Annotated in this window: 4 protein-coding genes; all 4 read left to right on the top strand. The window is 74.4% G+C overall.

The window, feature by feature from the left end:
• The first annotated feature begins 20 nt into the window (after positions 1–20).
• The 4 genes from AB0A74_RS27925 to AB0A74_RS27910 are packed head-to-tail and all read left to right on the top strand — an operon-like array spanning position 21 to position 22,121.
• Positions 21–10,766, top strand: coding sequence for an SDR family NAD(P)-dependent oxidoreductase (locus tag AB0A74_RS27925; RefSeq protein WP_358253949.1), 10,746 nt, complete (start codon positions 21–23; stop codon positions 10,764–10,766).
• Positions 10,767–10,792: 26 nt separating this feature from the next.
• Complete coding sequence (locus AB0A74_RS27920; RefSeq protein ID WP_358253947.1) at positions 10,793–19,990, top strand: SDR family NAD(P)-dependent oxidoreductase; 9,198 nt, start codon at positions 10,793–10,795, stop codon at positions 19,988–19,990.
• Between the two features lie 25 nt (positions 19,991–20,015).
• Entirely contained in the window at positions 20,016–21,215 is a 1,200-nt protein-coding gene (locus AB0A74_RS27915) for an alpha-hydroxy acid oxidase (RefSeq protein WP_358253946.1), read from the top strand.
• Positions 21,216–21,251: 36 nt separating this feature from the next.
• Positions 21,252–22,121 (top strand): hypothetical protein, encoded by an 870-nt coding sequence (locus AB0A74_RS27910; protein WP_358253944.1) that lies wholly within the window; start codon positions 21,252–21,254, stop codon positions 22,119–22,121.
• Positions 22,122–22,263 lie beyond the last annotated feature (142 nt).

Here is a 22,263-nt window from a genome sequence, read left to right as displayed (position 1 = left end):
TTCGAGAGGGGCGAGGGGTAGTGGCGAACGAGGACAAGCTCCGGGACTACCTCAAGCGGGTCACCGTGGACCTGCAGAAGACCCGGCAGCGGCTGCACGACGTCGAGGCGGCGGCGCACGAGCCGATCGCGATCGTCGGCATGGCCTGCCGCTACCCGGGCGGGGTGACCGGTCCCGAGGACCTGTGGCGGCTGGTGGCGTCGGGCGCCGACGCGACGGGCGCGTTCCCGACCGACCGCGGCTGGGACCTGGCGGCGCTGCACGACCCCGAGTCGGCGCGCGAGAACACGTCCTACACGGCGCGCGGCGGGTTCCTCTACGACGCGGCGGACTTCGACCCCGCGTTTTTCGGGATCAGCCCGCGCGAGGCGGTCCGGCTCGACCCGCAGCAACGGCTGCTGCTGGAGGTCGCCTGGGAGAGCCTGGAGCGGGCGGGCATCGACCCGGCGACGCTCACGGGCAGCCCCACCGGCGTGTTCACCGGCCTGATGTACCACGACTACGCGGGCAGCAACTCCTCCGGCAGCGTCGTGTCCGGCCGCGTCGCCTACACCCTGGGGCTGGAAGGCCCGGCGGTCACCGTGGACACCGCGTGCTCGTCGTCGCTGGTCGCGCTGCACCTGGCGATCCAGGCGCTGCGGCGCGGCGACTGCACGCTGGCGCTGGCCGGCGGCGTGTCGGTGATGGCGACGCCGCTGACGTTCGTGGAGTTCTCGCGCCAGCGCGGCCTGTCCCCGGACGGCCGGTGCCGGTCGTACTCGGCGGACGCCGACGGCACCGGGTTCGCCGAGGGCGTCGGCGTGCTGCTGGTGGAGAAGCTGTCCGACGCGCTGCGCAACGGGCACCACGTGCTCGCCGTGGTGCGCGGCTCGGCGGTGAACCAGGACGGCGCGTCCAACGGCCTCACCGCGCCCAACGGGCCGTCGCAGCAACGGGTCATCGAGGCCGCGCTGGTCGACGCCGGCCTGTCCACCGGACAGGTGGACGTGGTCGAGGGCCACGGCACCGGCACCACGCTGGGCGACCCGATCGAGGCGCAGGCCCTGCTCGCCACCTACGGCCGGGACCGCGCCGAGCCGCTGTGGCTGGGCTCGGTGAAGTCCAACATCGGCCACACGCAGGCCGCCGCCGGCGTCGCCGGGATCATCAAGGTGGTCGAGGCGATCCGGCACGGCGTCATGCCCGCGACCCTGCACGCCGAGCAGCCCTCCGACCAGGTCGACTGGTCCGCGGGGAACGTCCGGTTGCTGACCGCGGCGACCCCGTGGCCGGAGACCGGGCGTCCGCGCCGGGCCGCCGTGTCGTCCTTCGGGTTCAGCGGCACCAACGCGCACGTGATCATCGAGCAGGCGCCCGAGCGGGAGCCCGTCGGGACGGCGTCGGCCCCGGTGACCTCGCTGCTGGTGACCGCGCGCGACCCGAAGGCGTTGCGGGACCAGGCCCAGCGGCTGAGCGCGCTCACCGCCGACCCCGCCGAGCTGGGGTACGCCCTGGCCACCTCGCGGGCGCGGTTCGAGCACCGGGCCGCCGTGGTGGGGACATCCGTTGAAGAGCTGTCGGCGGGGCTGGCCGCGCTGGCGCGGGACGAGAAGGCCCCGAACGTGGTCGTCGGCCGGGTGGCCGGCGGCAAGCCCGCGATGCTGTTCTCCGGCCAGGGCGCGCAGCGTCCGGGCATGGGGCTCGGGCTGCACGCGGCGTTCCCGGCGTTCGCGGCGGCGTTCGACGAGGTGTGCGCGGCGCTGGACCCGCACCTCGACAAGCCGGTGAAGGACGTGCTGGAGACCGAGGAGCTGCACCAGACCGGGTACACGCAGCCGGCGCTGTTCGCGGTCGAGGTGGCGCTGTTCCGGCTGCTGGAGTCGTGGGGCGTGACGCCGTCCGTGCTGGTCGGCCACTCCATCGGCGAGCTGGCCGCCGCGCACGTGGCGGGCGTGTTCTCGCTGGCCGACGCGGCCCGGCTGGTCGCCGCGCGGGGCCGGCTCATGCAGGCGCTGCCGACCGGCGGGGCGATGCTCGCGGTCGAGGCGACCGAGGACGAGGTCGTGCCGCTGCTCGGGGCGGACGTGGACATCGCGGCCGTGAACGGGCCCCGGTCGGTGGTCGTGTCGGGTGCGGCCGAGGCGGTCGCGGCGGTGGAGGAGCACTTCGCCGACCGGCGGACCAAGCGGCTGACCGTGTCGCACGCGTTCCACTCGCCGCTGATGGAGCCGATGCTGGCCGAGTTCCGGGCGGTCGCGGAGAGCGTGACGTACCACGAGCCGGCGATTCCGCTGGTGTCCACGGCCGGCCTCCGGCCCCCGTCTCCATCGTCGCACGAGGGTCCGACAGGGTCGGGCGTCGAGGGTGCGGAGAAGTTTGGCGCGCACGAGTTTGGCGCGGGAGTTCCAGGCATCGGCGGGCCGGTGGAGTTCGGGGCCGAGTACTGGGTTCGGCAGGTTCGGGCCGCGGTGCGGTTCGCCGATGCCGTGCGGTCCGTGGAGAGCACCACCCTGCTGGAGATCGGGCCGGACGCCGTGCTGGCCACGATGGCGGCCGACAGCGTCGAGGGTGACGTGGCGCTGGTCCCGTCGCTGCGACGGGACCGGGACGAGCCGCGGGCGCTGGTGGAGGCGTTGGCGCGGTTGGAGGTCCGGGGGGTGACCGTGGACGCCGAGGCGTTCTACGGGCGCACCGGGCGGTCCGGTGTCGATCTGCCGACCTACGCGTTCCAGCACGAGCGGTTCTGGATGGACAGCGTCGAGACGTCCGCGGCGACGACCGACGACGACCTGGACACGTTCATCTCCGCGCTCGACATCGACCCGAACGACCCGGTGAACTCCGTGGTGTCCGCACTGGCGCAGTGGCGCGAGGGCCGCCAGGACCGGTCCCGGTCCGACGCCTGGCGCTACCGGGCCACGTGGGAACGCCTGCCCAGCGGCACCAACCGCACGCTGACCGGTACCTGGCTGGTGGTCGGCGACGGCGCGGAAGTCGCCGAAGCCTTGGCCGCCCGCGGTGCGACCCCGGTCATCACGGATCTCGCCGGTGTCGCGGACGCCTTGGCGGATGGCGTGACCGGTGTGGTGTCGTTGCTGGGTGCGGCGGACACGCTTCGGCTGGTCAAGGTCGTCGCGCCGCACGCGGTTCCGTTGTGGTCGCTCACTCGGGGCGCGGTGTCCACCTCGCCCGCCGATCCCGTCACCGATCCCGACCAGGCGCAGGTGTGGGGACTCGGGCGGGTCGCCGCTCTCGAACTGCCGCAGGTCTGGGGTGGGCTGGTGGACCTGCCTGCCGCTGTGGACGACCGCACCGCCGCTGCCCTTGCCGGAGTGCTGGCGGGTATCGGCGAGGACCAAGTGGCGATCAGGCCGGACGGTGTGTTCGCTCGCCGCCTGCACCGCGCCCCGGTCACCGGCAACCCCCGCCGGAAGCCGGTCACCGGCACGGTCCTGATCACCGGCGGCACCGGCACGCTCGGCATCGAGGTCGCCAAGGCCTACGCCGACGACGGCGCGGACCACGTGCTGCTGCTCAGCCGCCGGGGCACCGCGCCCGCCGAAGTCCTCGCGGAGATCGGCACCCGGGTCACCGTGGTCGCGTGCGATGTCGCCGACCGTGCGGCCCTGGAAGCCGTTGCCGCGCAACACGACGACATCCGGACCGTCGTCCACGTCGCGGGCCTGGCCCAGTTGACGCCCATCGCCGACATGACCGACGAGGAGTTCGCCAACGTCCTCGCCGCCAAGGTCGAGGGCGCGCGGAACCTGGACGCGGTCTTCCCCGAGCTGGACGAGTTCGTGCTGTTCTCGTCGGTCGCGGGCGTGTGGGGCAGCGGCGCGCAGGCCGCGTACGCCGCCGGCAACGCCCACCTCGACGCCCTCGCCGAGCGGCGCCGCGCCCGCGGCCAGTCGGCGACGTCCCTGGCCTGGGGGCCGTGGGCGGGCAGCAACCTGGTGGACGACGACATCGACGCCGCCCTGCGCAAGCGCGGCCTCACGCCGATGTCCCCGGACCGGGCGATCGCCGCGATGCGCACCGCCCTCGCCGCCGACGACACCGCCGTGGTGCTCGCGGACGTGGACTGGGCGGCGTTCGTCCCGTCCTTCACCGCCCTGCGCCCGAGCCGGCTGTTCGACGCGATCCCCGAGGCGGCCACCGACGTCGAGGCCCCCTCCTCGGACGACCTCGCGCGGCTGCTCGCCGACGTGCCCGAGGCCGACCGCCTGGACCACGTCACCACCCTGGTCCGCACGCAGGTCGCGCTGACCCTGGGCTACGCCGGTCCCGAGGCCGTTGAAGCGACCCGCGCGTTCAAGGACCTGGGCTTCGACTCGGTCACCGCGGTGGAGTTCCGCAACCGCATGATCGAGGCCACCGGCGTGCGGCTGTCGGCGGCGGTCGCGTTCGACTACCCGACCCCCGACGCCCTGGCCCGGCACCTCCTGGAGAGCGGCACGGCCGACGTCGTCGCCGCCGGCGGGTTCACCGACGAGCCCATCGCCATCGTCGGCATGAGCTGCCGGTTCCCCGGCGGGGTCGGCACGCCCGACGAGCTGTGGGCGATGCTGCGCGAGGGCCGCGACGGCATCGGCCCGTTCCCGACCGACCGGGGCTGGGACCTCGACGGCCTGTTCCACCCCGACCCCGAGCACCCCGGCACCAGCTACGTCCGCGAGGGCGGGTTCCTACCCGACCTGCCGGGCTTCGACGCCGCGTTCTTCGGCATCAGCCCGCGCGAGGCCGAGGCGATGGACCCGCAGCAGCGGCTGGTGCTGGAGGCGTCCTGGACGGCGTTCGAGGACGCGGGCATCGACCCGACCTCCCTGCGCGGCACGCCGACCGGCGTCTACGTGGGCACCAACAACAACGACTACATCCGGCTGACCGGCGCGGTCGGGGCCAGCGCCGAGGGCTTCATGGCCACCGGCAACGCCGCCAGCATCCTGTCCGGCCGCCTGTCCTACGTGCTGGGCCTGGAGGGACCGGCGGTCACCGTGGACACCGCGTGCTCGTCGTCGCTGGTCGCGCTGCACCTGGCCGTGCAGGGCCTGCGGTCGGGCGAGTGCTCGGCGGCGGTCGCGGCGGGCGTCACCGCGATGTCCACGCCGGGCGCGTTCGTCGAGTTCAGCAAGATGCGCGGGCTCGCGCCGGACGGCCGCTGCAAGGCCTTCGCGGCCGGCGCGGACGGCACCAACTGGGGCGAGGGCGTCGGCGTGGTCGTGCTGATGCGCCTGTCCGACGCGGTCGCCGCCGGGCACGAGGTGCTGGCCGTGATCCGCGGGACGGCGGTCAACCAGGACGGCGCGTCCAACGGCCTCACCGCCCCCAACGGGCCGTCGCAGCAGCGGGTCATCCGCGCCGCGCTGGCCAACGCCGGCCTCGCGCCGGCCGACGTGGACGTGGTCGAGGCGCACGGCACCGGCACCGCGCTGGGCGACCCGATCGAGGTGGACGCCCTGTTCGCCACCTACGGCCGGGACCGCGCGCCCGACCGGCCGCTGTGGCTGGGCTCCGTGAAGTCCAACATCGGCCACACCCAGGCCGCCGCCGGTGTCGCGGGTGTCATCAAGACCGTGCTGGCGCTCAAGCACGGCGAGCTGCCCAAGACCCTGCACGTCGAGGAGCCCACCGGGCACGTCGACTGGGCGGGCGGCGTGCGCTTGCTGGCCGAGGCGCAGCCGTGGCCGCGCGACGGCCGGCCGCGCCGCGCGGGTGTGTCGTCGTTCGGGTTCAGCGGCACCAATGCGCACGTGATCATCGAGGAACCCGCCGCCGAGGTCGTCCCCGACCGGCCGGCCTCGACCGACCCGGTCGCGCTGGTGCTGTCCGCCCGCTCCGACGCGGCGCTCAAGCGGCAGGCGGCGGACCTCCTGCCGCTGCTCGACACCGAGGAGCCGCGCGACCTCGCGTACTCGTCGGCGCGGCGCGCCACCCACTCCCGCCGCGCGGTCGTGGTCGGGGACGCCGAGGCGCTGCGCGCCGGCCTGACCGCCCTCGCGGCGGACGAGCCGTCGCCGACCGTCGTCACGGGCCAGGCGGGGCCGGCCGGCAAGGTCGCGTTCACGTTCCCCGGTCAGGGTTCGCAGTGGGTCGGCATGGCCGTCGAACTGTTGGAGACCTCGCCGGTTTTCGCGCGGCGCATGGCCGAGTGCGCCGAGGTGATCGACGGGTTCACCGACTGGTCGTTGCTCGACGTGGTCCGTGACGTCCCGGGTGCCGCGTCCCTGGAGCGGGTGGACGTGGTGCAGCCGGTGCTGTTCGCGGTGATGGTGTCGCTGGCCGCGTTGTGGCGGTCGCACGGTGTCGAGCCGTCAGCGGTCATCGGCCACTCGCAGGGTGAGATCGCCGCCGCGTGCGTGGCGGGGGCGCTGTCCCTGGACGACGCCGCCAAGGTGGTGACCCTGCGCAGCAAGGCGTTGCTGCGGCTGTCCGGCAAGGGCGGCATGGTGTCCGTGCCGCTGCCCGCCGAGAAGGTCCGCGAGCGCATTGAGCACTTCGCCGGCCGGGTCACCGTCGCCACCGTCAACGGCCCCCGGTCCACCGTCGTCGCGGGCGAACCGCCGGCGCTGGAGCGGCTGCTGGCCGAGTGCGCCGAGGACGGCGTCCGCGCCAAGAAGATCGACGTGGACTACGCGTCGCACTCCGCCTACGTCGAGGAGATCCACGACGAGCTGCTCGACGTCCTGGCCGGGCTGTCCCCGAGGCGGTCGGACATCCCGTTCTACTCCACAGTGGACAGCGACTGGCTCGACACGACCGTGATGGACGCCGAGTACTGGTACCGGAACCTGCGCCAGACGGTGTGGTTCCAGCCCGCCGTCCGCGCCCTGCTCGACGCCGGGTTCACCGCGTTCGTGGAGTGCTCGCCGCACCCGGTGCTGACCATCGGCGTGCAGGACATCATCGACGACGCCGAGGCCACCGCGTCCGTGGTCGGCTCGCTGCGCCGCGACGAGGGCGGGCTGCCGCGGTTCCTGCTGTCGGTCGGCGAGGCACACACGCACGGCGTCAAGGTGCGCTGGCCGCACGGCGACGCGCGCGAGGTGCGCCTGCCCGGCTACCCGTTCCAGCACGAGCGGTTCTGGCCGGAGGCGGGCGCGGTCGTGGCCGACGCGGCGGGCCTGGGCCTGGCCGCCGCCGACCACCCGCTGCTCGGCGCGGCGGTCGCGGTCGCCGACACCGACGGGCTGCTGTTCACCGGCCGCCTGTCGGCGGGCACGCACCCGTGGCTGGCCGACCACGCCGTGGGCGGCCAGGTCCTGGTGCCCGGCACGGCGTTCGTGGAACTGGCGGTCCGCGCCGGCGACGAGGTCGGCTGCGGCAGGGTCGAGGAGCTGACCATCACCGCCCCGCTGGTGCTGCCGGAGAAGGGCGGCGTCCAGGTCCAGATGTGGGTCGGCGCGCCCGACGAGGCGGGCCAACGCCCCGTGAAGATCCACTCGCGCCCGACCGACGACACCCCGTGGACCCGCCACGCCGTCGGCCTGCTCGGCGAGGCCGACCAGCCGGCCGGGTTCGAACCGGTCTGGCCCCCGGAGGCGGAGGAAGTCCCGGTGGGCGACCTCTACGACACCCTGGCCGGCGCGGGCCTGCACTACGGTCCCGCCTTCCGCGGCGTCCGCCGGGCGTGGCGACGCGGCGACGAGGTCCTGGCCGAGGTCGGCCTCCCGGAAGCCGCCGGCAAGAACGCCTTCGGCCTCCACCCGGCCCTCCTCGACGCGGCGCTGCACCCGCTGGCCCTGAGCACGAACAGCACCGGCCCGCTCCTGCCGTTCTCCTGGACCGGCGTCTCCCTGCACGCGGCCGGCGCGACCACCCTCCGCGTCCGCCTGCGCCCGGTCGGCCGGAACGCCGTGGAACTCACGGCGACCGACCAGTCCGGCACCCCGGTGGCCACCATCGAGTCCCTGGTCCTCCGCGAGGCGACCGCACCCACCACCCAGACCACCCACCACGACGCCCTGTTCCGCCTCGACTGGACCCCGCTCCCCACCGAACTGTCGTACGCCGGTGGGACAATGGAAACGGGGGCCGGAGGCCACCGCTGGGCCGTCCTCGGCGCCTGCGACCTGCCCGCCAAGGCCGGTCTCGTCACCGACACCCACCCCGACCTGGCCGCCCTCAGGACCGCCCTCGACAACGGCGCGCCCACCCCGGCCTACGTCGCCCTGCCCCTGCGCCGCACCACCGACGACCCGGTCCAAGGCGCGTACCAGGCGGTCAACACCACCCTGGCGGTCCTGCGCGAGTGGCTGGCCGACGAACGCCTGGCCGAGTCCAAGCTGGTCGTCGTCACCCACAACGCCATCAGCACCACCGACCCGGCCGACGACCTCGCCAACTCGACCGTCTGGGGCCTGGTCCGCTCGGCCCAGACCGAGAACCCGGACCGCTTCATCCTCCTCGACATCGACGACAAGGACCCGCACCGCGCCCTCACCACCGCCGAACCCCAGGTGGCCATTCGCGACGGCGTCGCCTACGCGCCCCGCCTCGCCCGCGCCACCACCACCCCGGCGCTGGTCCCCGACACCGACCGGTGGCGGCTGGACGTCACCGAGAAGGGCACCCTGGACAACCTCGCTCTCCTCCCCGCGGGCGACCCCCGCCCGCTGGGTCCGGGACAGGTCCGCATCGCCATGCGCGCCGCGGGCCTGAACTTCCGGGACGTCCTGATCGCCCTGGACATGTACCCGGGCGACGGCGTGATGGGCGGCGAAGGCGCGGGCGTCGTCGTGGAGGCGGCCCCGGACGTGACCGCCGTCAAGACCGGCGACCACGTCATGGGCCTGTTCCACGACGCGTTCGCCCCCGAGGTGGTCACCGACGCACGGATGGTCGTGCGCGTCCCGAAGGGCTGGACGTTCGCCACGGCGGCGGCCACGCCCATCGCGTTCTGCACCGCCTACTTCGCCCTGGTGGACCTCGCCGAGGTCAAGCCGGGGGAGAAGGTCCTCATCCACGCCGCCGCCGGCGGTGTCGGCATGGCCGCCGTCCGCCTCGCCCGCCACCTCGGGGCCGAGGTGTTCGCCACCGCCAGCCCCGGCAAGTGGGACGCCCTGCGCGCCATGGGCCTGGACGACGACCACATCGCCAACTCCCGCACCCTCGACTTCGAGGAGCGGTTCGCGGGCATCGACGTCGTGATCGACTCGCTGGCCAAGGAGTTCGTGGACGCCTCGCTGCGGCTGCTGCGCCCCGGCGGCCGGTTCATCGAGATGGGCAAGACCGACGTCCGCGACCCGGAGAAGGTCGCCGCCGACCACCCCGGCGTGGCCTACCAGGCGTTCGACCTGCTCGCCATCGACCCGGACCGGGTCAGCGCGATCCTGCGGGACGTGCTCGCCCTGGTCGAGGCGGACAAGATCACCCCGCTGCCGGTCAAGCCCTACGACATGCGCCGCGCGCCCGACGCGTTCCGGTTCATGTCCAAGGCCAAGCACGTCGGCAAGCTGGTGCTGACCGTGCCGACGCGCCGTGACCCGGACGGCACCGTCCTGATCACCGGCGGCACCGGCACCCTCGGCGGCCTCCTGGCCAGGCACCTGGTGACCCACCACGGCGTCAAGCACCTACTGCTCACCAGCCGCCGCGGCCCCGACGCCGAGGGCGCGCCCGAACTGGCCGCCGAACTGACCGGCCTGGGCGCGGAGGTCACCATCGCGGCGGCCGACGCGGCGGACCGGCGGGCGCTCGCGGCGGCCCTCGCCCTGGTGCCCGCCGAGCACCCGCTGACCTCGGTCATCCACACGGCCGGCGTCCTGGACGACGGCGTGGTCACCGCCCTGACCGAGGACCAGGTCGCGAACGTCCTGCGGCCCAAGGTGGACGCCGTGGTCAACCTGCACGAGCTGACCCACGACCTGGCCGAGTTCACGGTCTTCTCCGCCGCCGCCGGCACGCTGGGCGGCCCGGGGCAGGGCAACTACGCCGCCGCCAACGTCTTCCTGGACACCCTGGTCGCCCAACGGCGCGCGGCCGGGCTCCCGGCGCGGGCGCTGGCCTGGGGCCTGTGGGGCGAGGCGAGCGGCATGACCGCGCACCTGGACGCCAACGACCGCGCCCGCATGGCCCGCGGCGGCCTGCTGGAGCTGTCCGTGGCGCAGGGCATGGCGCTGTACGACGCGGCGGAGCGCATCGACGAGCCGCTGCTGGTGCCCATGCCGGTGGACCCGGCGGCCCTGCGCGAGCTGGGCCGGGTGGACATGCTGCCCACCCTCCTGCGCGGCCTCGTGCGCGGTCCGGCCCGTCGCACGCTGGAGGCCACGCAGTCCGCGGGCGCGTTCAAGGACGAGTTGGCGCGCCAGAGCGGTCCCCAGCGCCGGCACACCGCGTTGGAGATGGTGAAGGCGCAAGCCGCGACCGTCCTCGGGCACGCCAGTTCCACGGCCGTGGAGCCCGCCAAGCCGTTCACGGAACTGGGTTTCGACTCGCTGACCGCCGTCGAGTTCCGCAACCGCCTCAAGGCGGCCACCGGCCTCAAGCTGCCCGCGACCATGGTGTTCGACTACCCGACCGCCAACGCCCTGACCGATTTCCTGCTGGCCGAGCTGGCCCCGGCCGAGGTGGACCCCGCCGAGGCGCTGCTGGGCGAGCTGGCCGGGTTCGAGCGGTCGCTGGCCGGCGCGGGCGAGCTGGACGAGGCGGTCAAGGAGCGGATTACCGAGCGGTTGCAAGCGGTGCTGTCGAATTGGCGTGGAAAGTCCGGTGAGGACACGGTGCTGAAGACCGCTTCGGCCGACGAGCTGTTGCGGTTCATCGACGACGAGCTCGGCGCCGCCTGAACGGGTCGCGCTGAGGAGGGCAACTGATGGCGAACGAAGAGCAGCTTGTCGAGTACCTCCGACGCGTGACGGCAGACCTCCAGAAGACCAAGCAGAAGCTGAAGGAGGCCACCGAGCGGGAGCCGATCGCCGTCGTCGGCATCGGCTGCCGCTTCCCGGGCGGCGTGCGCTCCGCCGAGCAGCTGTGGGAGGTGGTGCGGTCCGGCGCGGACTGCACCACCGACTTCCCCACCGACCGCGGCTGGGACCTCGACGCCCTGTTCGACCCGGACAACCCGTCGGGCACCAGCTACGTCCGGCGCGGCGGGTTCATCCCCGAGGCCACCGGGTTCGACGCCGGGTTCTTCGGCATCTCCCCGCGTGAGGCCCTCGCCATGGACCCGCAGCAGCGGATGGTGCTGGAGGCGTCCTGGGAGGCGTTCGAGCACGCCGGGATCGACCCCGACTCGTTGCGGGGCAGCAAGACCGGAGTGTTCGTCGGGGCCAACAGCGCCGAATACCTGACCGCGATGCAGCGCAACATGGACGCGTTGATCGGCTACACCATGACCGGTGTGGCGGGCAGCGTCGTGTCCGGCCGCGTGTCCTACACCCTGGGGCTGGAGGGCCCGGCGGTCACCGTGGACACGGCCTGCTCGTCCTCGCTGGTGGCGGTGCACGTGGCCGCGCACGCGCTGCGCAGCGGCGACTGCTCGTTGGCGCTGGCGGGCGGGGTGTGCGTGATCTCCACGCCCGGCACGTTCGTGGAGTTCTCCAGCCAGCGCGGGCTCGCGCCGGACGGCCGGGTGAAGGCGTTCGCCTCCGCCGCCGACGGCACCGCGTTCGGCGAGGGCGTCGGCGTGCTGGTGCTGGAGAAGCTGTCCGACGCGCGGCGCAACGGCCACCGGGTCCTCGCGGTCGTGCGCGGTTCGGCGGTCAACCAGGACGGCGCGTCCAACGGCCTCACCGCCCCCAACGGTCCGTCGCAGCAACGGGTCATCCGCGCTGCGCTGGCCAACGCCGGCCTCCAACCGTCCGATGTGGACGCCGTCGAGGCGCACGGCACGGGCACCACCCTGGGTGACCCGGTCGAGGCGCAGGCCCTGCTGGCCACCTACGGCAGGGACCGGGACCGGCCGCTGTGGCTGGGCTCGGTGAAGTCCAACCTCGGTCACACCCAGGCCGCCGCCGGCGTCGCGGGCGTGATCAAGATGATCATGGCCCTGCGCCACGAGGAGCTGCCGCCCACCCTGAACGTGGACGCGCCGTCCCACCACGTCGACTGGGGCGACGGCGCGGTCCGGCTCGCCACCGAGCCCGTCGCGTGGCCCTCGGGCGAGCAGCCGCGCCGCGCCGGCGTGTCGTCGTTCGGCATCTCCGGCACCAACGCGCACGTAGTGATCGAGGAGGCGCCCGCCTCCGAGACGCCCGAGCCGGTCCCGGTCACCGACGGCCCGGCGCTGTGGGTGCTGTCGGCCAAGACCGAAGCCGCGCTGCGCGACCAGGCCGCCCGCCTGCGCGACCACGCCGAAGGCCTGGACACGCACGGCGTCGCCCACGCCCTGGCCACCACCCGCGCCCGCTTCGAGCACCGCGCCGTGCTGGTCGGCGACCGCGACGACCTGGACTCCGCGCTGCGCGCGCTGGCCGAGGGCGGCGCGGCCCCGAACATGGTCACCGGCGCCGCCGGGGTCGGCGACCGCACCGCGTTCCTGTTCCCCGGCCAGGGCTCCCAGTGGCTCGGCATGGCCGCCGAGCTGCTGGAGACCTCGCCCGTCTTCGCCCGGCGCATGGCCGAGTGCGCGGCGGCCGTGGACCGGCACACCGACTGGTCCCTGCTCGACGTGCTGCGCGGCGTGCCCGGCGCGGCGTCGCTGGACCGCGTGGACGTCGTCCAGCCCGCCCTGTTCGCGATGATGGTGTCGCTGGCGGCGCTGTGGCGCTCGCACGGCGTCGAGCCGGCCGCCGTGGTCGGCCACTCCCAGGGCGAGATCGCCGCCGCGTGCGTCGCGGGCGCGTTGTCCCTGGAGGACGCGGCGCTCGTGGTGACCCTGCGCAGCCAGGCCATCGCCGTGGACCTCGCCGGGCGCGGCGGCATGGTGTCGGTGGCCGCGCCGATCGCCGAGGTCGCCAAGCGCCTGCCCGAAGGCGTCTCGGTCGCCGCCGTCAACGGCCCGACGACGGTCGTGGTGTCCGGCGACAACGAGGGCCTCGACCGGTTGACGGCCGAGTGCGCGCGGGACGGCGTCCGCGCGCGGCGCATCGACGTGGACTACGCCTCGCACTCGGCGCACGTCGAGTCGATGCGCGACGAGCTGCTGCGCGTGCTGGCCCCGATCAAGCCGCGCACCTCCGACATCCCGTTCCACTCCACCGTCGTCGGCGAGCCGATCGACACCGCCGGGCTGACCGCCGAGTACTGGTACCGCAACCTGCGCCAGACCGTCGAGTTCGAGGACACCGTGCGCGGCCTGGTCGCGGCGGGCGTGGACTCGTTCATCGAGGTCAGCCCGCACCCCGTGCTGGTGCCCGCGGTCGGCGACCTGCTGGCGGACGGCGGCTCGGTCGTGGGCACGCTGCGCCGCGCCGACGGCGGCCCGCGCCGGTTCCTGCTGTCGCTGGGCCAGGCCCACGTCCGCGGCGTCCAGCCGGACTTCTCGACGCTGGTCACCGGCCGGCCGGTCGCCCTGCCGACCTACGCGTTCCAGCACCAGGCCTACTGGCCCAAGGAGGTGGGCGCGCCCGCCGACGCCGCCGGCCTGGGCCTGGGCTCCACCGGCCACCCGCTGCTCGGCGCGACCGTGGCGCTGGCCGGCGCGGACGGCGTCCTGCTCACCGGGCGGCTGTCGGTGTCGGCGCACCCGTGGCTGGCCGACCACCGGGTCGCCGGCCGGATCTTCCTGCCCGGCACGGCGTTCGTGGAGCTGGCCGTGCGGGCCGGCGACGAGGTCGGGGCCACGGCGGTGGAGGAGCTGACCCTCGAAGCGCCGCTGGTCGTGCCGGAGAAGGGGACCGTGCAGGTCCAGTTGCGCGTGGGCGAGCCGGACGCGGCGGGCGTGCGGCGGCTGACCGTCCACTCGCGACCCGACGACGACGCGGCCTGGGTGCGGCACGCCACCGGCACGCTGACCAGCGGCGCGGTGCCGCCGGTCGCCTCGCGGGAGTCCTGGCCGCCGGCCGGCGCGGAGGCCGTGGAGATCGGCGAGCTGTACGACCGGTTCGCGGCCCTGGGCATCACCTACGGTCCCGCGTTCCACGGGCTGCGGTCGGTGTGGCGGCGCGGGGACGAGGTGTTCGCCGAGGTCGCCGCGCCCGAGCGGGCCGACGTGGCCGGGTTCGGGCTGCACCCGGCGGTGCTGGACGCGGCGCTGCACCCGTTGGCGCTGGGCGTGTTCACCGCCGACGCCGAAGGCCCGTGGCTGCCGTTCGCCTGGCACGGCGTGACCCTGCACGCGACCGGCGCCACCGCCCTGCGGGTGTCCCTGCGGACCGCCGGGGCGAACGCGGTCGCGGTGTCCGTGGCCGACCACACCGGCGCGCCCGTCGTCTCGGTGGACGCGCTGGCCGTGCGCCCGCTGCCCGCCGACGCGCTGGCCGAGCTGGGCAACCCGCGCCACGAAGCCATGCACGTCCTGGACTGGACGCCCGTCCCGGTCGCCGACGGCGAGGTCTCGCTGGTCGAGGTCCCCGACGTGGCAGCCCTCTCCGACGTGGCAGCCCGCACCGAGGTCCCCGACTTCGTGGTGCTGCGCGTCCCGACCGACGGCTCACTGGTCGACGCCACCTACACGGCCGTCAACCGGGTCCTGGAGGCGGCCCAGGCCTGGCTCGCCGACGAGCGCTTCGAGGACTCCCGCCTGGTCGTGCTGACCTCGGGCGCGACGGACGCCACCAACCCGGCGTCGGCCGCCGTGTGGGGCCTGGTCCGGTCCGCGCAGTCGGAGAACCCGGGCCGGTTCGTGCTCGTGGACGCCGACGACACCGCGGACCTCGGCCCCGCCCTGCGGACCGGCGAACCCCAGCTCGCGCTGCGCGACGGACGCGTTCTCGCGCCCCGCCTGGCCAAGGCCCCCGGCGAGCCGGCCGCGCCGACGCTCCGCGGGACCGTGCTGGTCACCGGCGCCTCCGGCGTGCTCGGCGGCCTGGTCGCCCGGCACCTGGCGACCCACCACGACGTCGAGCACCTGGTCCTCGCCGGCCGCCGCGGCCTGACCGACGAGCTGGCCGCCCTGCGCGACGAGCTGACCGGCGTCCGGGTCACGGTCGCCGCCTGCGACGCCGCCGACCGCGACGCGCTCGCCGCCCTGGTCGCCGAACACCCGCCCACCGCCGTCGTGCACACGGCCGGCGTGCTGGACGACGGCGTGCTGTCCTCGCTCACCCCCGAGCGCGTGGCGACCGCGTTGCGGCCCAAGGTCGACGCGGTGGTCAACCTGCACGAGCTGGTCGGTGACGTCGAGGCCTTCGTGGTGTTCTCCTCCGCCGCCGGCGTGTTCGGCGGACCCGGCCAGGCCAACTACGCCGCCGCAAACGCTTTCGTGGACGCCTTCGCCGCCCACCGCCGCGCGCTGGGCAAGCCCGCCGTCGCGCTGGCGTGGGGCATGTGGGAGCTGCGCACCGGCCTGACCGGGGCGCTGGACGACGCCGACCTGGCCCGCATGCGCCGCTCCGGCGTCCGCCCGCTGTCCACCGAGGACGGCCTGGAGCTGTTCGACCAGGCCCTCGGCGCGCCCGAGGCCGCACTGGTGCCCATCCGGCTCGACCTGGCCGCCCTGCGCGAGCAGGGACCGGCACTGGCGTCGGTGCTGCGCGGCCTGGTCCGCGTCCCGAACCGCCGCCAGGTCGAGGCCGGCGCCGCCGCCGCGTCCGACCTGGTCTCCCGGCTGGCCGGGCGCGGCGCGGAGGAGCGGCGCAAGGAGCTGCTCGACGTCGTCCGCACCCAGGTCGCGGTCGTGCTCGGGCACAGCGACGGCAGCGCGGTCGGCGCGACGAAGGCGTTCAAGGAACTGGGTTTCGACTCGCTGACCGCCGTCGAGTTCCGCAACCGCCTCAACGCCGTGGTCGGCCTGCGGCTGCCCGCGACCCTGATCTTCGACTACCCCAACCCGACCGCGCTCGCCGAGCACCTGGACGCCGAGCTGTTCGACGGCGCGTCCGCCGCGGCCGTCGTGACCGTGTCGCGGGAGACCGACGAGCCCATCGCGATCGTCGGCATGGGCTGCCGGTTCCCCGGCGGCGTCACCTCGCCCGAGCAGCTGTGGGACCTGGTCGCCTCGGGCGTGGACACGGTGTCGGGCTTCCCGACCGACCGCGGCTGGGACCTGGACAACCTGGTCGACGCCGACCCGGAGAAGCCCGGCCGCACCTACTGCGGCGAGGGCGCGTTCCTGTACGACGCGGCCTGGTTCGACGCCGGGTTCTTCGGCATCTCGCGGCGCGAGGCGCTCGCGATGGACCCGCAGCAGCGGCTGTTCCTGGAGACCTCCTGGGAGGCCGTGGAACGGGCGGGCATCGACCCGACCACGTTGCGCGGCAGCCGGACCGGCGTGTTCGCGGGCCTGATGTACCACGACTACACCGCCCACCTCCAGCACCTGCCCGACGAGCTGGACGGGTTCATCGGCACCGGCATCGCGGGCGGCGTGGTGTCCGGGCGCGTGTCCTACGTGCTCGGGCTGGAGGGGCCGGCGGTCACCGTGGACACCGCGTGCTCGTCGTCGCTGGTCACCATGCACCTCGCGGCCCAGGCGCTGCGGCGCGGCGAGTGCACGCTGGCGCTGGCCGGCGGCGTGACCGTGCTGGCCACCCCCAACGCGTTCATCGACTTCAGCCGGCAGCGGGCGCTCGCCCCGGACGGCCGCTGCAAGTCCTTCGCGGCGGCGGCCGACGGCACCGGCTGGGGCGAGGGCGTCGGCGTCCTGGTGCTGGAACGGCTGTCCGACGCCCGCCGCAACGGCCACCCCGTGCTGGCGGTCGTGCGCGGCACGGCGGTGAACCAGGACGGCGCGTCCAACGGCATGACCGCGCCCAACGGCCCGTCCCAGCAACGCCTGATCCACCAGGCCCTCGCCGACGCCGGCCTGCGACCGTCCGAAGTGGACGCCGTCGAGGCGCACGGCACCGGCACCACGCTGGGCGACCCGATCGAGGCGCAGTCGCTGCTGGCCACCTACGGCGGGGACCGCGCCGAGCACCCGCTGTGGCTGGGCTCGATCAAGTCCAACATCGGGCACACGCAGGCCGCCGCCGGTGTCGCCGGCGTCATCAAGATGGTGGAGGCGATCCGGCACGGCGTGCTGCCCGCGACCCTGCACGTGGACGAGCCGTCGCCGCACGTCGATTGGGCCGGCGGGGCCGTTCGGCTGCTCACCGAGTCCGTGCCGTGGCCGGAGACGGGGCGTCCGCGCCGGGCCGGGGTGTCGTCGTTCGGCATCTCCGGCACCAACGCGCACGCCATCATCGAGCAGGCCCCCGAGGCGGTCGTGGTGGACTCGTCCGCCGACGTCCCGGTGGTGCCGCTGGTGCTGTCCGGCCGGGACCGGGACGCCCTGCGCGACCAGGCCTCCCGCCTGCTGGTCCACCTGTCCGGCGACCCGGCCGACCTCGGCTTCTCGCTGGCCACCACCCGGACGGCGTTCCGCCACCGCGCGGCCGTCGTCGGCGCCCCGGACGAGCTGCGCGACCGCCTGGCCGCGCTGTCCCGGGGCGAGTCCGTGCCCGGCGTGGTGGAGGGCGTGGCGGCCGACGCCGGCACGGCGTTCCTGTTCACCGGGCAGGGCGCGCAACGCGTGGGCATGGGCCGTGAACTGCGGGTCTTCCCGGCGTTCGCGCAGGCTTTCGACGCGGTGTGCGCCGAGCTGGACCAGCACCTGGACCGGCCGTTGTCAGAAGTGCTGGACACGGAAGAACTGCACCAGACCGGCTACACCCAGCCCGCGTTGTTCGCGTTCGAGGTGGCTCTGTTCCGCCTGCTGGAGTCCTGGGGCGTCCGTCCCGACTTCGTGGCCGGGCACTCCATCGGCGAGCTGGCGGCGGCCCACGTCGCCGGCGTCTTCAGCCTGGCCGACGCCGCCCGCCTGGTGACCGCCCGCGGCCGCCTGATGCAGGCGCTGCCGACCGGCGGCGCGATGGTCGCCGTGCAGGCCACGGAGGCCGAGGTGACCCCGCTGCTCACCGAGCGGGTCGCCATCGCCGCGATCAACGGGCCGTCCTCGATCGTGCTGTCCGGTGCGGAGGCCGAAACCCTGGCCGTGGCCGCGGAACTGGCTTCGCGGGGCCGCAAGACCAAGCGCCTCACCGTGTCGCACGCGTTCCACTCGCCGCTGATGGACCCGATGCTGGACGAGTTCCGCGAGGTCGCCGAGTCGATCACCTACCGCGAGCCGACGCTTCCGCTGGTGTCGACGGCCGGCCTCCGGCCCCCGTCATCATCGTCCCACGGGGGTCTGACAGATCCCGCGTACTGGGTGGCGCAGGTGCGGCAACCCGTGCGGTTCGCCGAGGCCGTCGAGGCGCTGTCCGGTCGGGGCGTGAAGACGTTCCTCGAACTGGGGCCGGACGCGGTGCTCACCGCGATGGGCCGGGAGAGCGTGGCCGACGCCGCGTTCGTCCCGACCCAGCGCAAGGACCGCACCGGCCCCGCCGTGGTGACCGAGGCCGTGGCCCGCCTGCACAGCCTGGGCGTCACCGTGGACTGGTCCGCGTTCTTCGCCGGCGCCCGCCGCGTCGACCTGCCCACCTACGCGTTCCAGCGCACCCGCCTGTGGCCGGACGCGCCCGCCGAGACCGCCGCCGCCCCGACCGACGACTTCTGGGCCGCGGTGGACCGCGCCGACCTGGGCGCGTTGCTGGGCCTGGACGACTCGGCGTCGCTCAAGGACGTCGTCGCGGCCCTGGCCGCCTACCGGCGCGGCCCGGAGCCCGGCCACCAGGTGCGCTGGCGCCCGGTGCCCGCCCTGCCGACCCCGTCGCTGCGCGGGATCTGGCTGGTCCCGGCGGCCGAGTCGCAGGTCGGCGACGCCCTGGCCCGTGCCGGGGCCGACGTCCGCGGCTACACCGACGCCACCGCCGACGCCCTGCTGGCCCTGGCCCCGGACCGGATCGTCGCCGGCGTCGTGGCCACCTCGGGCGCGCCGGCCGCCCTGCTCGCCGAACTCGACCGGGCCCGCCTGGACGCCCCGGTCTGGTACCTGACCCGCGGCGCGGTCGCCGTCACGCCGACCGACCGGGTCGCCGACCTGACCGGCGCGGCGGTGTGGGGCCACGCCCGCTCGGCCGCCGTCACCACACCCCGGGCCTGGGGTGGCGTGGTGGACCTGCCGGAGGCGTCGGACGACCGTTCGCTCGCCGCCCTGACCGCCGTGCTCACCAAGGGCGCGGGGGAGGACCAGGTCGCCGTGCGCCCGGCCGGGGTGTTCGCCCGCCGGCTGCTCAACGCGCCCGCCGCGACGCCGTGGTCGCCCACGGGACCGGTGGCCGTGCACGGCGGCCCGCTGGCCGACCGCATCACCGCCCTGCTCAACGACGCCGGCGTGAAGGTCACCACCGGCGCCGCGGAGACGCTGGTGGTCACCAGCGACGCCGACGACCCGATCGCCACCGCCCGGGTGTCCGACGCGGCCCAGTTGATCCTGGTGTCCACCGTGGACGAGCTGTTCGGCCTGGGCGGCTCGCCGGAGACCGCCGCCACGTTCGACGCGCTGGCGCACCAGCGCGAGGGCGCGGTGTCGATCACGGTGGACGCGACCGCGGCCGGCTTCCTGACCGCCGTCGGCGACGGCCGGGTCGCCGGCGTCCCCGACTGGGCCGGGTTCGTGCCCGGCTACACCGAGTTCCGGCCCAGCCCGCTGCTGCGCGAGCTGCCGGACGCCCTGCGGCACGCCGCCGAGGCCGACGACGGCGGGGGAGCCGACGTCGACAGCCCCGACGCGCTGCGCCGCCTGCTCGACGGCGCCGACGACGAGCAGGCGCGGGCCGTGCTCTCCCACGTGGTGCGGACGCAGACCGCGTTCACCCTCGGTCTGCCGTCGGCCGCCGGCGTGGACGAGCACGAGGAGTTCCTGGAGATCGGGTTCTCCTCGCTGACCGCCGTCGAACTGCGGCGCCGGCTCGAAGCCCTCACCGGCCTCGACCTGCCCGCCGCGCTCGTCTACGACCACCCCACACCCGCCGAGGTCGTGGAGCACCTGCTGGGGGACCGCGCGCTCGTCGCGGAGTTGCAGACCCGCGACCGGCAAGCCGCCTGACCGCCCCAGGAAGGATCGATCCCCCATGGCCAAGTCCGCCCAGCTCCGCACCCTGCTCAAGCCGCCGAAGATGGCGTGGAACCCCACCGACCGCAAGCTGCTGCGCGCGGCGGGCATCGATGACCTGCGCAAGCTCGCCCAGAGGCGGGTGCCGCGCATGGTGTTCGACTACACCGACGGCGCGGCGGACAGCGAACGCAGCCTCAGCCGTGCCCGGCAGACCTTCGCCGACATCGAGTTCCAGCCGTCGGTGCTGCGCGACGTGGCCGAGATCGACACCACCCGCACCGTGCTCGGCAAGGAGCAGAGGCTGCCGTTCTGCCTGGCCCCGGTCGGGTTCACCCGGGTCATGCACCCGGAGGGCGAGTCGGCGGTGGCGTCCGTGGCGGCGCAGTTCGGCATCCCCTACTCGGTGTCCACGCTCGCCACGACGTCCCTGTCCGACATCGCCGCCGCCGCGCCCGGCGGGCGGCACTGGTTCCAGCTCTACTTCGCCGAGGACCGGGCGATGGTCAAGGAACTGCTGGGGCTGGCGGAGGAGGCGGGCTTCGACACGATCCTGCTCACCCTCGACACACCCATCTCCGTGCCACGCCGCCGCGACATCCGCAACGGCCTGACCATCCCGCCGTCGATGAGCATCGGCACGTTCGCCGAGGCCTGGCTGCACCCCGGCTGGTGGCTCAGCCAGGTCCGCGGCGGCGCCCCGTCCCCGAAGGTGCTCGCCGCGACCGGCAACGGCTCGGCGTCCGACCTGATCAAGAAGGTCTTCAACCCACGACTGTCCATTGAGGACCTGGAGTGGTTGCGGGGCACGTGGTCGGGCAAGCTGGTCGCCAAGGGCGTCCAGAGCGTCGCCGACGCCGTGCGCGTGGCCGACGCCGGCGTGGACGCGGTGTGGCTGTCCACCCACGGTGGCCGCAAGCTCGACCGCGCGCCCGTCCCCGTCGAGCTGGTGCCCGACGTGGTGGACGCGGTCGGCGAGCGCATCGAGGTGTTGGTGGACACCGGCATCACCTCCGGCGCGGACATCGTCGCCGCCATCGCCCTGGGCGCGACCGCGGCCTGCGTCGGTCGGTGCTACCAGTACGGCCTCATGGCCGGCGGCCGGCGCGGCGTGGTCAAGGCGATGGAGATCCTGACCCGCGAGATCGAGGTCACGATGAAACTGCTCGGCGTGACCAGCGTGGACCAGCTCGACCGCTCGCACGTCAGGTTCCGCTGACGCGAGCCACGACACGGAGGTGTGACCTTGGCGGAGATGATCGGGAACGGTCTGTGCCACTCGTTCGGCGGTGACGGCAGGCTCGACATCCTCGCGCGCAGCGAGAGCACCGGAGACCTGTACCTGGTGCCCCACAGCGGCCGGTTCAGCGGCACGGGCACCTACGGGGAGCCGGTGAAGATCGCGGAGAACTTCCACCACCTCCGCAACCACTACATGGTTCGGACGATCGACATCGACGGCAGTGGCCGTGCGCACGTCCTGGCCCTGAGCACCCTGAAGTACAACCCGTTCGAGGGCGTCTTCCTCTACCCCAACAAGGGCCTGAACGGCCTCGACACCCTGGGTGAGCCGATCAAGATCTCCGGCCGTCGAGCCGACCGCCGCTGGGAGACGATGGCCATCGGCAGCCTGGGCGGGGGCCCGGACGTGATGTTCGGCAGGGAACAGGACCAGGGCGGCGTGCACGCCTTCTTCAGCCAGGGCGAGGTGGTGGAGTCGGAGACCTACGACCGGACCCCGCACCCGATGGTCACGGTGGACGTGGCGGACTTCCCCTGGACCCTGGCCGACATCACCCGAACCGGCCGCCCGGACCTCCTGGTGGTGCGCGCCAACGGCGACCTGGACGCCTACGAGTTCGGCCCGGGCGAGCTGACGAACGGCGAGGCCTTCACCCACGAGGGCACCTGGCACACCATCCGCCGCGACTGGGACGCCAAGGTCTTCGCGGTCACGGACGTGGACCTGGACGGCAACCCGGACCTCCTGGCCCTGACCGAGGACGGCACCCTCCTGGCCTACGTCCACAGCGGCAAGTTCGACCCGGACAACCCGGAAGCCACCTACGCGGCCGAACCGGAAGTCGTAGCCACCGGCTGGCAAGACTTCAACTCCATCAGCTGACCCCACCCCTCCGCGCAGCGCGCCGCTCGACGCGCAACGCCGCTCGACGCGCAACTCCGCTTCGACGCGCGCAGCGCGGAGCACAGGGGCCTGGTGAGGTCACACCCCAACCCGGGCTTCTTGCTTGTGTCATCTCCGTATG

The sequence above is a fragment of the Saccharothrix sp. NPDC042600 genome, assembly GCF_040647305.1.
Lineage (GTDB): Bacteria > Actinomycetota > Actinomycetes > Mycobacteriales > Pseudonocardiaceae > Actinosynnema > Actinosynnema mutabilis.
This window is presented reverse-complemented; position numbering and strand designations above follow the sequence as displayed.

Coding starts and splice junctions, on each gene's coding strand:
- AB0A74_RS27920 (WP_358253947.1), top strand. CDS start 10,793: ATGGCGAACGAAGAGCAGCTTGTCGAGTACCTCCGACGCGTGACGGCA.
- AB0A74_RS27915 (WP_358253946.1), top strand. CDS start 20,016: ATGGCCAAGTCCGCCCAGCTCCGCACCCTGCTCAAGCCGCCGAAGATG.
- AB0A74_RS27910 (WP_358253944.1), top strand. CDS start 21,252: ATGATCGGGAACGGTCTGTGCCACTCGTTCGGCGGTGACGGCAGGCTC.